Raw genomic sequence first — 13,699 nt, forward strand, 5'->3', positions numbered from 1 at the left:
GTAACCGTAATGTGGGGACATTGCTGGGCGATGACCGACATCGTCGGACCTCCCACGTAGCCCGCTCCGATGCAACAGATATTCTTTACTTCCATAATTTTCAAACTAAAATGGCAGCCTTGTGGTGCCTCTTTGTGCGGCAAAAATAGAAAATTAACTGATTGGAAGGATTACCCATTGTCGTTACTTGACTACAAAATAATATTTTACCGATGTGCTTGCTACTTCTTCCTTATTCGTTAATTTTACCTTGCCAAATCGAAGAGGAGTGATCAAGCAAGAGGTTGTTGATAAAATATTGGATGCCGCCCGTATTGAAGAGGTGGTGGGCGATTTCGTGGATCTTAAAAAACGGGGAATTTCACTTATTGGCCTTTGTCCGTTTCATAATGAGAAAACGCCATCGTTTAACGTATCGGTGAACAAGGGCATCTACAAGTGCTTCGGGTGCGGCGCAGGAGGAGATTCCGTGCGGTTCGTGATGGAACACGAGAAATATTCTTACCCCGAAGCACTTAAATACCTCGCCCAAAAATATCACATCGAGGTGGAGGAAACTGAGCGAACCCCCGAACAGGTAGCGGCACAGGATAAAAGGGAAAGCTTGTTTATTGTAACCAACTGGGCGGGTAAGTTCTTCAGAGAAACCTTGTGGGAAAATGAAGAGGGCCGTACCATAGGCCTTAATTATTTCAAAGAGCGAGGTTACCGGGAAGATATCATCCGCAAATTTGAGTTGGGGTATTCGCCGGAGGCTTGGACTGCACTTTATGATCGGGCGAAGGCGGAGGGCCATAAAGATGAATTTCTGGAAACAGCGGGGCTGATCATACGCAAGGATGACGGAAGCGTATACGATCGCTTCCGTGGCCGTGTGATGTTTCCGATACATAATCTTACAGGGCGGATACTCGGCTTCGGCGGACGTACACTTAAAACAGACAAGAAATCCCCTAAATATGTAAATTCACCCGAAAGTGAGGTATACCACAAATCGGATGTACTTTATGGGTTATATTTTGCCAAAAAACCGATTCTCGACGCAGACAACTGCTATTTGGTTGAAGGATATGCCGATGTGCTGTCGATGCATCAAGCCGGTGTCGAAAACGTAGTTGCCTCGTCGGGCACTTCGCTAACCATCGGACAGATACGACTCATCTCGCGTTATACGAAGCATGTAACCATCCTGTATGATGGCGACGAAGCGGGCATCAAGGCGTCACTGCGCGGTACGGACATGCTACTGGAAGAGGGGCTCGATGTGAAAGTCCTACTGTTTCCGGATGGCAACGATCCCGACTCGTATGTACAACGGTATGGCTCTGCTGCATTTAAACAATACATTGCCGAACATCAGCAAGACTTTATTTTCTATAAGACCCACGTGCTTTTGCGCGATGCCGGCAATGATCCGATCAAGCGAGCGGAAGTCATCCACGAGGTGGTTGCCAGTATTGCGTTAATTCCGGATGCAATCAAAGCCTCCATATTTGTGCGGGAGTGCAGTTCATTGCTGGAAATCGAAGAACGGCTCCTCATTTCGGAACTCAATAAAATCCGGATCGGCCAAGCAAAGAAACCCGACCGGAAGCAGGACCCCGTGCCTTTGCAGCATAAAGAGCACACACCCGCCGCGAAATCCGATCCTGACAAAGCAGAAGAAGGCATCTCACCGGATGCATTGCAAGAGCGTGAAATTGTCCGTATATTGCTTAATTATGGAAACCACTCCGCGACTTGGGAAAGCAACGGCGACATTCCCATCGCCCCGCTCCTACTAAGCGGACTAACCGACATTTCCTTTGACGATCCGGCCTGCCTTTCAGTAATCAACATATACAAAGAATATATCGCACGTCACGAATTGCCCGAAGAACGGGTATTTATCACCCACCCCGACCGGCATATCGCAGACCTCGCCATTGACTTACTCGCCATCAAATATAGCATCAGCCCCAATTGGAATGACGAAAAACGCAAGATCTACGTTTCTCACGAGTCGGAGCGACTGGAAGACCTGGTATATGGAGCGATTTATCGCCTGAAAAAAAGAAAGGTCGAGCAACAGATTTTTCGGATCCGGGAGGAATTGAAAGCGGAAACCGACGAAACGAACATGGAGGTTATGCTAGCAAACTATCAAAAACTCAAGGATGTATCGAAGCTAATTGCGGATAAATTGGGCACCATCGTAATCAAATAGATGTCAAAATCTCTACAAACCGGTATACAAGGCGAAGATGTAGCTGTACAATTATTAAAACAGCAGGGTTACCGGATTCGCTGCCGGAATTGGCGTTATAAAAACCTGGAAGTAGACGTCATTGCAGAAGAAGAGAACATTCTTGTATTTATAGAGGTCAAAACACGGGCTCATCATGCATACGGCATGCCCTATGAATTTGTGGATGCCGCAAAACAAGCAAAATTGATACGTGCGGCCAACCAATACATTGCTGCCAACCGTTATGGCGGCGAAATCCGGTTTGACGTGGTGTCTATTTTATATTCAAGAGAAAACAACACCTATAATACCCGGCTAATAAGGGATGCCTTTTGGCCGGATTAACTACGAGGACTTGGCGCTAGGCAGCTTACTTTACGCCTTCGCGGCTTTGCGCGGCAAATCATAATAACTAAGTTTGTGACCATGAAAAGATTGATTTACTTTTTGCTGATGCTGTTTGTATTTGTTGCATCCTGCAATACACAAAGGAAAGCATCAAAATTCCGCTTTGATACCCCCGAAGCGGGCACCCTTGTCAAAAAAGGCGAATCTATTCCGCTGAAGTTAGTTTTTCCTTCAGAAATTTCTTCGTTTGATTCAATAGTTTACGCCATAGATGGAGAAATCCTGGCTCGGAAAACAGATAGCACCCCCGTTTCCCTGGACACCGAAAAGGCTCCTTTCGGCAGCCGTACACTCAGTGCCAAGCTCTACCATGGTGGAGAAGAACAGATCGCATATAGTAATATTGTAGTGGTACCGCCCGCACCCAAGCGCTATGGTTTCAAAGTCGTGCATGAATATCCTCACGACCCTGAAGCATATACCCAAGGACTGGAGTTCGATCATCAAGGTGTCCTCTATGAAAGTACCGGTCAACAAGGTAAATCCTCCATCCGAAAGGTAAACTACCAAACTGGCGATGTATTGCAGAAAGCCGAGTTGGATGCAAAATACTTCGGCGAAGGGCTGACCATTGTCGGCGACAAAATCATCCAGCTTACCTGGCGTGAACACCGAGTAGGATTCGTATACAACAAAAGCTCCTTCGCCAAGATCGGTGAGTTTACATACGGCCAAAGCCCCGAAGGTTGGGGGCTTTGTTACGATGGCAAGCGATTAATCAAATCCGATGGCAGCAGCAAGCTTTATTTTCTCAATAAAGACACCTACGCTGAAGAGGGATTCATCGAAATATACAACGACAAGGGGCCCATGGATAGTCTTAATGAACTCGAATACATCGATGGTAAAATATACGCCAACGTATATACCAAAGATTTCATCGTAATCATCAATCCCGATACCGGGGCAATCGAAGGCGAAATCAACCTCATTGGTATCTATCCCGATAAACAAGAAGCCAACAACGAGCTAAATGGCATTGCCTATGAACGGGAAGGTAAACGGCTTTTCATAACCGGCAAAAATTGGCGTACGCTTTACGAGATTGAACTAGTGGCCAGGTAATGCTCAGCAACCTCCGATACATTTTTAAATACCGGGAAAAAACGGTAGACCGGGCGATGTTATATATCAGTCTCGCCTGCGGTTTGGCCGTTCTATTCCATATCGGTTACAACACCAACCAAATCGCGGAATATTATTTCGAATCGTCCATACCCTGGATATTCTACGGTTTATTTTTTCTCAGTTTCCTTCGCACCGCTTTGGCAATTGCTGCCAAGCGTCAGGTTTCTGTGTCGCACTACGGCGGCATTGCGCTAATCATCTACTTCACATTGATCACTATCGGACGGAGCAGCGGCAACGATCTCTTTATCTTCCTCCGTCAATCCGAATGGCTTTATCTGGGCATTTTTGCAGTATTTCTTACCGAACTTTCTAAAAGCAGCCTGTTTTTCGATAACTTTTACTTCAATCCGACGATTTTGTTCGTCATCAGTTTTCTCTTTCTGATTTTGATCGGTACGTTGCTGCTTATGCTTCCCAAAGCAGGAGCCGAATCTCCCCTGCGGTTTATTGACTCCTTATTCATGGCTACCAGCGCCGTGTGCATCACCGGTTTGTCTACCGTCGATGTTGCTACCGTATTTTCGCCCTTTGGGCATACGGTATTATTGATTTTGATCCAATTGGGCGGTTTGGGAATTATGACATTCACTGGATTCTTTGGCTATTTCTTTTCTGGCGGATTTTCCTTTAAGAATCAATTGATGTATAGTGAGATACTCGGTCACAACAAAGTCGGATCAGTCATCAATACCTTGTTTAAGATTGTGTTTATCACCTTATTTTTCGAGGCAGCCGGCGCAGCGTTTATTTATACAAGTGTAGCGGCTGGTGACTTTAAATCTAATAGCGAGCGTTTATTTTTTGCCGTGTTCCATGCTGTATCCGCCTTCTGTAATGCCGGGTTTTCGACCGCGAGCAATGGAATGCATAATCCGGTCCTTCGATTCAATTATAACGTACAACTGATCATTGCTCTCCTTTTTATTTTGGGTGGGTTCGGATTTGCTATTGTATTGAACACCTACACGTTTATCAAGCGGTGGTTCATCAATGTCTTCAAGCGGTTGTTTTACGGCAGGCCGTTTATCTACCGCGCTTGGGTTATCAGTTTCAATTCGCGATTGATTGCCTGGACCACTGGTATACTAATTGTCTTCGGCACACTGATCACGCTCGTACTGGAATATCACCACACCCTCGCTGAACATCAAGGACTTTGGGCTAAATTGATTTCGGCTTTCTTTACTGGAACTTCCTCCCGTACTGCGGGATTCAACATCGCTGATATGGATGCCTTTACCTTTCCAACAATTATGATTATCATGCTGCTCATGTGGATAGGAGCATCTCCCGGATCGACTGGCGGTGGTATCAAGACGACTACATTTGCCATCGCCTTGTTGAATATCATCAGCTTGGCAAGAGGTAAAGATGATTTAGAAATTTTTAAGCGAAAAATCTCAAACGATACCGTCAGTAAAGCATTTGCTATTATTACATTGTCGTTGCTGGCCATGGGAGCATCTGTTTTTGCGCTTACCCTTACCGACAGTGACAAAAGCCTTCTTGATATTGCGTTCGAAAGCTTTTCCGCTTATGCGACCTGTGGGCTTAGCCTGGGCATCACACCCCAACTCAGCGACGCGGGAAAAATGATCATTACGTGCACGATGTTCGTCGGACGAGTTGGTATGCTTACTTTGTTGGTCGCATTAATTAAAAACACGAAAAATAGAAACATTACCTATCCGCAGGAGAAGGTATTATTTTAAGAAGGAGGTTAGTAATGAAGTATATTGTCATGGGTCTTGGAAACTTCGGCAAATCGCTGGCCATACGGCTTACTGAATTGGGACATGAAGTCATCGGTGTAGACAACCGCATGGATAAGGTCGAGCAACTCAAAGAAAAAATCACGCATACGGTATGTATGGATAGTACCGACATCGATGCTGTAAGCGCGCTGCCTCTAAAAGACGCACATGCGGTGATTGTTGCCATTGGTGAAGACGAGGGAGCATCACTATTGACCACGGCATTGTTAAAGCAGCTTCCCGTAAAACGCATCATTGGCCGGATTGTGTCTGATCTACAGCGAACGGTACTGGAGGCGATGAACATCGACGAATATATCATGCCCGAAGAAGAGTCTGCCGCCCGGTTGGCGATGCGCTTAGACAACCTTGATATTGTGGATTCTTTCAAAGTTTCTGAGCGTTACAGTATCATTGAAACCAAAGTGCCGGCAAAATATGTGGGTCTGACATTGAAAGAGGCCAACTTAACAAACAAATACAGAGTTATCGTGCTTACCACCATCAAATCTACGGAAGAGGAGGAAGATGGAAAAACGAAAATTAACAAAGAAGCCACCGGCATTGCCCAATCCGACACGGTGCTGGCAGAGGGCGACATTCTCGTCCTATTTGGCGAACTGAAAGATATTACCCAGCTAATCCAAAAAGGCGAATAGGCTGCTAATACAGCTGAAGCAGACGAATTTCTTTCTTCCGTTTGTTCTGTTCCCGTTTTTCTTCCATGTATATTCCCAGCTTCGATTGGTCAAAACGCGGATGTTTTTTTAGCGGTCGCAAATCCATGCGCAATGCTTCACCATATTGCCATAGATAGCCCCCGCCTGTCACATATCGCCCACTGAGCACTCGTTGAATGGTAGACCGGTTAATACCGGTTTCCCGGCTGGCCATATGTACGTTATTGAATGTCCGCATGCGAATCCCATCAAAATTGTATTGGGTGACTTTTCGAGCCTCTGCTGATAGCGCGGATAAACGAAAGGACCGGCCAGAGGCAATATTGTTTATCGAAATATGGGCTGCATCTCCTCTTCGCCAGACATAGCCCTTACAGGTATGCCGCTTGCCATTTAATACGGCACGCAAGCTGGATGAACTATTCATTCCGAGTTTTGAACAGGCCTCTGCAATGGTGGCATATGTCTGTACCAGGTTGCCCTGAAGGTCGTATTGCCCGATACGTCTCAGGTTTTTTGCCAAGGGGCTTAAGTGAATACCCGGCAGGTTCATTAGCTCTGCCATGTCAATCGGGGATGCCTTTCCACGCCGCCAGATATAACCACCGGCTGTATACGTGCCTCGGTTTTTAGCGGCAGAACTGATATGTGAAGCACTTATTTTTACCGCCTTACTAGCCTCTGAAGCATCTGGATACGTACGGATGAAGTTTCCTTCCAAATCATACTGGCTAATCTCATGTACACCAGTCTGAGCATAATGTTGCTTTGCTTTTTGCCGCATTGCTTTTTTTGTTGCTTGATCCAGCTCGGCAAACGAGTTTTTCCATCGACTTTGCTTAACCATGCGTGCAAATTTTTCGCTGGGATTACTTAATTCCAGATTCTCGGCCGAAACGTTTAGTGAGTCGTTGTCCTTATACAGTACAACGCGGCGGGAATCTGTCAGGTCAAAGGGCTCTACAAAACAATAGTAAACCATGCGGGCAGTGGTAATGTAATGTCGCTTCTTATTTACAGTAGCCGAAAAGCGCAGGTTAAACCGGTAGTCTTGCGTGAACGAGTTATAAGTTGACTTCGTTTGCTGGCACAACATTAAGCCGGGAACCGGTATGCAAGCGCCTGAGGCAGTAGTCCGACAGTGCGCTATTCTGCGCACTCGCCCTTTGTTGGAGATTTGGTAATATCCTTCCAATTGGGGAATATCTTTCCAATGTTCTCCGCGCAAATCTCCTTGTGACAAATCTTGAAATGGGTATTGGGTCTTTTTCATAATAAAGATTTAGATAGGGTCTAGTAACAATGGGGTAAATATAGAAAATATTCTCAAAAATAGAAAAAATTACAAACAATGATTAAAACGATGAAACCAAATTGAAACCAAACTCTTTGACGGGTTTGGATGTTAAATCGGTTAAACAAGTACGAAGTAATGCACCTTTATGAGAACAGTAACATACCTAATTGGCTTTACTATTGCATTGTTTGTTTTTTCATGCAACGAGAAAAGTTCCCTACGGGAAGAAGCCGAAAAGCGGAAAGCCGATTCGTTGGAACGTGTAAAGAGAGCCGAGGAAGAAGAGCGGAAGCGCCCACGTACGGCCGCCGATATCAAGCTTACCAAAAAGCTGGCCTTTGACAAGTATACCCTGGATGACGAGTATCCTTACAAGGACACAACCCGTGTATTTCAATGGGACAAAATCAAAGAAAAATTGGCACATATTGACAATTTTCAACGAGAAAAAAAATACTACGCGGTATTGCAGAATTACAAAAATCGAAACGGCGAGGCACCTGTCGTCGCCAATTATGTCCGAAATGCGTATAAACGCGTTTCGGACACATTGGGTACCGAGCGATATCAATCCGTACCGCTATATCAAGCGGACAACGACAACGTCCCTATTCTGTACGGGCGAGACGGTTCGCTGGTCGAACTGTTAAGCAGTGATACAATTCCAATGATCAAAGTGGCAGGCCTATCGTTTGACGGGACCTGGGAGGTGCCAAAGCGATATGTAAAGACCATCGGAGATACCGTAACATTCAACCATGTCGTTGTGGTGGATGTGACCAATCAAAACATTTGTACCATCGAACGTTCGGAAGAAACATCCTGGCGAATACTGAGCATGAATCCCGCCACTTCGGGGATGCATAAACCGCCTTATTCTATGGAAACACCTACCGGCATCTTTGTCCTCCAGGAAAAGAAGCCCAAAATGCGATACTTGAAAGATGGCACCAAAACCATACAGGGCTATGCTCCCTATGCCAACCGCTTTACCAACGGGGGATATATCCATGGCATACCTACCCAAAGTCCGAATGCACGCATCATCGAATACAGTGCTTCCTTGGGAACTGTCCCCCGGTCACACATGTGTGTACGCAATGCATCCTCACATGCCAAATTCATCTACGACTGGGCAAAAACCCTTCAATCGCTAATCATCGTAATAGATTGACATTATTTAACACTTTGATACCCAAATTATTGTTAACTTTGTACCCCAACCAAAGAAATGTGCGTATGAATAAGCTGTTGTTGGTAATACTATTTGCCGTTGTTGCAAGCTTGGGCTTTCATCCATTCCAAGCCAAAAATGGAGAGACCCCACCTAAATTCGAGCAAATTGACTCTGTAAGCCCTTCTCCCGAATTGTCTGAAACTCAAAAGCTTTTTGATAGTTTACACCTTGGATCCCTGCTTAACTACGAGGCATTTGAACAGGCCATGGTGGGTTATCGGGCCCTTCCTGCTAAAAACAAAGATATCCTTACCGTCATAGACTTTTCCTTGCCTTCTACCGAAAAAAGGATGTATGTGTTGGATCTGCAAAATAAAAAGCTGCTTTTTCATACCCTAGTTGCACACGGAAGAAATAGTGGAGGAAAGTACGCCACCAAGTTCTCCAACAAGGAGGGTTCCCTGCAAAGTTCACTCGGATTTTACTTGACCGACGCAACCTATCAGGGTGGTAATGGTTATTCACTCCGACTGGCGGGTCTGGAGCCCGGCATCAATGACCAGGCAATGGCCCGGGCGGTGGTTATCCACGGCGCGGATTATTGCAGCGAAAATGTGATCCGTGCCACTGGAAGGCTGGGAAGAAGCTACGGCTGCCCGGCCCTGCCGAGAGAACTCAATAAGCCGATCATCGATGTCATCAAAAACGGATCCCTGCTCTTTGTTTATGCAGGTGACAATGAATACCCGACTAACAGCAAGGTGTTGAAAAACAACCTCGATAACCCTTCGGAGACCCTGCTGGCGCGAAGGTGAGCGTTCTTCCGATTATCTGCTAATTAATCGGCGCTGATGTGCCACATCTCAAATCTAATCCCTATTTTTGGCACTTTGTGTTTTGAAACTAACAGGGATACATGAAGAACTGGTTCAATAACAATTCGATCCATTTGGCGGTCATCGGCGTTTTTATCGCCATCTGTTTTCTTTATTTCACTCCCGCCTGGCAGGGTAAGGTGTTATACCAACACGATGTGCTGCAAGCCCAGGCCGGACAGAAGGAAATTCTGGATATTAAAGCCCGCGACGGCGATATGCCGCTTTGGACAAATTCGATGTTCGGCGGAATGCCTGCGTATCAAGTGGTGATTGAACTGCCCAATAACCTGACTACCCACCTATTGCATGGATTCAAAGCGCTATTTCCTCACCCCATTGATGTGGTGTTACTATACCTTTTGGGAGCATACTTGCTGTTTAGTGTGCTAAGAGTGAAACCCTGGTTAGCCGCAGCAGGTGCTATTGCATTCGCCTTTTCATCTTATAACTTTATTTATATCGAGGCAGGACATGCAAATAAAGCATATGCCATCGCATTCATGGCTCCGATCGTCGCCGGTATATTATTGGCATTTCGGGGTAAATATTTATGGGGTACGGTATTATTAGCCCTGGCGCTGGCACTTGAAATCCGCGTCAATCACATCCAGGTAACTTACTACCTCTTTTTGGCCTTGCTGGTATTGGTCGCCATCGAACTTTATCATGCATTCAAAGAAAAAAAATTACGCCAATTTGGAACGTCCATCGCATACCAAGCCATAGCGGTCATCTTAGCCGTCGCCGTGAATGCCTCGCTGCTATGGCCGACGTATGAATATAGCAAGGAAACATTGCGCGGAAAGGCCAATCTGAAGACAGAAAATGCGCAGCGTGCAGACAATGGCGTAAGCCGTGAATACGCGTATGATTGGAGTCAAGGTGTAGGGGAAAGCCTGACGTTCCTGATACCCAATGCGTATGGAGGAGGCATGCATACCCGTTTGGACGCAGAATCGAACGTTGCCAAGCTGGTCATGGGCAAGGGTGCAGATCCGGCACAGGCAGCTCAGTTTGCGGCCAACCTGCCAACTTATTGGGGCGAAAAACAGTTCACTTCCGGACCCTGGTATTTTGGAGCAGGAGTCGTATTTCTGTTTGTCCTGGGGCTGGTTGTTGTACGTGGGCGACTAAAATGGTGGCTAGCAATCACCACCTTATTGGTGCTGTTACTTTCTTTTGGCAGGCACTTTCCACTGGTATCGGATTTGTTCTTCAACTATTTTCCGATGTACAATAAATTCAGGGCCGTTGAATCGATCCTGATCATCGCTTCGTTGCTGATACCAATTCTGGCGGTTCTGACGGTCAACGAAATTGTTACCAACGGAAGCAGGATTAAAAACCTGGATAAAAAAAGTTTATACGTGTTATATGGTGTGGGCGGCTTGGCATTGCTTATGGCCCTATTGCCGGATGTGTTTCTGAGTTTCAAAACATCGAACCATCAGGCAATTATCCAGCAATATGCCCAACAGTTGCGAGACAATACTTTTGCCAATGAAGTAATGGCCGCGTTGGTGAAAGATCGGGCAGCGCTAGCCCGGGCAGACGCGTTCCGTTCGTTACTTTTTATTATCGCCACGTTTGCCATTATTTGGTTGCTTGCCAAACATAAACTTAAAGCACAAACCGCGGTGATCGCGTTGGGTTTGCTCACGCTGATCGACCTTTGGGGGGTAGACAAACGACATCTCAACGAAGAACGTTTTGTCGACAAGCTTCAGGTGAACCGCCAGTTTGTGCAGGAACGTGAAGTAGACAAACTCATCCTGATGGATAAAGATCCAAATTATCGCGTATTGGATCTGACAACCAATCCCTTCGCGGATGCGCGTGCTTCTTACTTCCATAAATCGCTGGGAGGTTACCATGCAGCAAAATTGATGCGCTACCAGGAACTCATCGAGCGGCAATTCAACGGTGCGCTTAATGAAGATGTGCTGGACATGCTCAATACGCGTTATGTGATCACCAGGGATAACCAAAACAGCGAGCGTATCCAGCGTCGCAGTACCGCCGCAGGCAATGCGTGGTTTGTGGAAAAGGTAACGTTGGTCAAAGATAACGAAGAAGAGATGCAAGCCATCAACGGATTTGATCCCCGCAAAGAAGCCTTTATTAACGAAGAATTCAAATCGCTTTTGGATGAAAAGCGGTTGGGCCGCCCGGTAAATTCTTCCATTGAATTGACATCCTATCGGCCGGACCGGTTGGCATACGAATACTCGGCCCCCAACGATGCATTGGCGGTATTCTCGGAAATATGGTATGATAAAGGCTGGAAAGCTTATGTGGATGGAAAAGAATACCCGATTTTACGGGCAAACTACGTCCTGCGTGCCTTGCAATTACCGGGCGGCAATCACAAAGTGGAATTTATCTTCAAACCCCGTTCTTATTACCTGGGCGAAACCATTTCGTTGATCGCCTCAATCGCACTGCTGTTGGGCATGGCGGCTGCCATTTGGCTGGAAACACGTAGAAAATCGGAAGCTATACCCGCTTAAAAAAGACTGAGCTGAGGGTCGGTCACCCGAAAGGTGCGCCGGTGATGTGGGGTTACTCCGTGTTGTAGGATTGCACTCCGGTGTTGTATGGTGGGATAACCTTTGTTTTGGCACCACCCATATTCCGGAAATTCCGGAGCCAGCCTTTCCATGTAATCATCTCGGTACGTCTTGGCCAATATCGACGCCGCTGCAATGGATAAATACTTGCCGTCACCCTTCACAATACAGCAATGCGGAGTTTGCTGATAAGGAATAAACCGATTGCCATCCACAATGATGTATTGCGCTTTTGGGGTTAAGGTGTCCAGTGCCTTGTGCATCGCGAGGTAAGAGGCATTGTGGATGTTTATCCGGTCAATTTCCTGAGGACTTACGCTGGCAACGGCAAATGCCAAAGCAGTCGCTTCGATAACGGGACGAAGCTCGGCACGCTGTATCGCAGACAGCTGCTTGGAATCGGTTAGCAGCTCATGCTGGAAATCTGGGGGGAGAATTACAGCGGCGGCAAAAACAGGCCCCGCCAGACAACCTCGGCCTGCTTCGTCACACCCTGCTTCAACCAATACATCCTGATACCTCGAAAGTAGCATTGCCTCGTTTTGCTTCGTTTACCGAAGCAAACTTAGGGAACTTGTACGCAATATGCAATGGGTGGTTACGACAAAGCTGCAAAATTGTGAATCAGCAACTTTGCAACTCAGCGCCTTTGCACATAAAAGCATACTTTTGTTGTTACACAAAAACCCGGTTTAACACCCCGCATGTAATAATTTTTATACAATTAAACTAACTTAAGATGAAGGTGTCAAAAACGCACATTGCAGAACACATGGCTTTAAAGGCTTGTAAGATAGGAATACTGATTGCTGTGTTGGCAAATCCCGTATTTGGCCAACGCAACAAAGGGAATATCCAGCAATCACTGGATTGGGCCACGCGTATTGTAGTCGATGGAAAACTCAATGAATGGGAAGATTCGCTCACCTATGAACACGCCGTTCAAAAGTTCAGATACCATATCAAGAATGACGATGAAAATCTCTATATCGCCATGCGCGTAATAGACAAGGACCGGCAGATGCAGATTTTTGCGCAGGGTCTTGCTTTCATGGTCAATAAAGACGGTAAGAAGCGGGAAGGCCCCACGGTCTACTTTCCAGTTGCTGATCGGCTCGCCTTTCGGTCAATTATGTCTGCAGACAATGACGATCGCCCAGACGATATGCGGAAGGGTGCACTGGCGGCGATACGAGCCATTTATGTGATGCGGTTTGATGATGTCCTCGACGGTCAGATTTCCCTGGAGAATACGTATGGCATCCATGCTCAGGCCACATTGGATACCACGGATGCATTATGTGTGGAGATGGCCGTACCACTGGATCGATTGGGGATATCCTTCGACGATGCGAGCGAAGAGCTGGCATTCAACGTAAAAATAAATGGTGTAATGATACCCGGTAGCGGTAGCTCCCCTGCAATGATGAGGAGGGGATACGGATATCCCTACGGGTATGGATATGGTTATGGATACCCTTACAGTTACGGACAGCAGGGGCCCACGAAACCACGCGAAGAACCCGGCGTTTGGATTAAAGCACCGCTGGCTAAAGAATAATATATTTACGAACGAT

At 46.4% G+C, this 13,699-nt stretch carries 11 protein-coding genes; 9 read left to right on the plus strand and 2 right to left on the minus strand.

The genetic code is table 11. From position 1 onward, the window contains the following. Positions 1–268 precede the first annotated feature (268 nt). The 5 genes from dnaG (at position 269) to BMZ56_RS11090 (ending at position 6,179) form a co-directional block, all read left to right on the plus strand. Entirely contained in the window at positions 269–2,206 is a 1,938-nt protein-coding gene (dnaG, locus tag BMZ56_RS11070; protein WP_090626665.1) for a DNA primase, read from the plus strand. Next, the gene (locus tag BMZ56_RS11075) at positions 2,207–2,572 is read left to right on the plus strand and encodes a YraN family protein (protein WP_090626666.1); all 366 of its coding nucleotides are present in this window, start codon (positions 2,207–2,209) and stop codon (positions 2,570–2,572) included. 81 nt (positions 2,573–2,653) lie between these two features. Then, positions 2,654–3,700, plus strand: coding sequence for a glutaminyl-peptide cyclotransferase (locus BMZ56_RS11080; RefSeq protein ID WP_090626667.1), 1,047 nt, complete (start codon positions 2,654–2,656; stop codon positions 3,698–3,700). Next, on the plus strand, positions 3,700–5,478 hold the full coding sequence (locus BMZ56_RS11085; RefSeq protein ID WP_090626668.1) for a TrkH family potassium uptake protein: 1,779 nt from the start codon (positions 3,700–3,702) through the stop codon (positions 5,476–5,478). The genes BMZ56_RS11080 and BMZ56_RS11085 overlap by 1 nt, the downstream gene beginning before the upstream one ends. A gap of 14 nt (positions 5,479–5,492) precedes the next feature. Beyond that, positions 5,493–6,179: a potassium channel family protein gene (locus BMZ56_RS11090; protein WP_090626669.1), complete on the plus strand. Its 687-nt coding sequence runs from the start codon at positions 5,493–5,495 to the stop codon at positions 6,177–6,179. A gap of 4 nt (positions 6,180–6,183) precedes the next feature. Here the strand turns inward: BMZ56_RS11090 and BMZ56_RS11095 are convergent, their stop codons facing one another. Then, on the minus strand, positions 6,184–7,473 hold the full coding sequence (locus BMZ56_RS11095) for an NUMOD1 domain-containing DNA-binding protein (protein ID WP_090626670.1): 1,290 nt from the start codon (positions 7,471–7,473) through the stop codon (positions 6,184–6,186). 169 nt (positions 7,474–7,642) lie between these two features. Here BMZ56_RS11095 and BMZ56_RS11100 point away from each other — a divergent pair, with 169 nt between their 5' ends. The 3 genes from BMZ56_RS11100 to BMZ56_RS11110 all read left to right on the plus strand — a co-directional run bounded on the left by BMZ56_RS11100 (position 7,643) and on the right by BMZ56_RS11110 (position 12,062). Beyond that, positions 7,643–8,671, plus strand: coding sequence for a L,D-transpeptidase (locus BMZ56_RS11100; RefSeq protein ID WP_090626671.1), 1,029 nt, complete (start codon positions 7,643–7,645; stop codon positions 8,669–8,671). A 65-nt stretch (positions 8,672–8,736) separates the two neighbouring features. Continuing rightward, positions 8,737–9,489, plus strand: coding sequence for a murein L,D-transpeptidase catalytic domain family protein (locus tag BMZ56_RS11105; RefSeq protein WP_090626672.1), 753 nt, complete (start codon positions 8,737–8,739; stop codon positions 9,487–9,489). Between the two features lie 101 nt (positions 9,490–9,590). Then, positions 9,591–12,062 (plus strand): YfhO family protein, encoded by a 2,472-nt coding sequence (locus tag BMZ56_RS11110; protein ID WP_090626673.1) that lies wholly within the window; start codon positions 9,591–9,593, stop codon positions 12,060–12,062. Here BMZ56_RS11110 and rnhB read toward each other — a convergent pair. Further along, positions 12,059–12,655: a ribonuclease HII gene (gene rnhB / locus BMZ56_RS11115; RefSeq protein ID WP_090626674.1), complete on the minus strand. Its 597-nt coding sequence runs from the start codon at positions 12,653–12,655 to the stop codon at positions 12,059–12,061. The two genes, BMZ56_RS11110 and rnhB, sit on opposite strands and share 4 nt — an antisense overlap. Before the next feature lie 206 nt (positions 12,656–12,861). Between rnhB and BMZ56_RS11120 the strand changes: the two genes are divergently transcribed. Next, positions 12,862–13,683 (plus strand): hypothetical protein, encoded by an 822-nt coding sequence (locus BMZ56_RS11120; protein WP_090626675.1) that lies wholly within the window; start codon positions 12,862–12,864, stop codon positions 13,681–13,683. Positions 13,684–13,699: the final 16 nt, after the last annotated feature.

It is taken from the genome of Parapedobacter indicus, assembly GCF_900113765.1.
GTDB classification, from domain to species: domain Bacteria; phylum Bacteroidota; class Bacteroidia; order Sphingobacteriales; family Sphingobacteriaceae; genus Parapedobacter; species Parapedobacter indicus.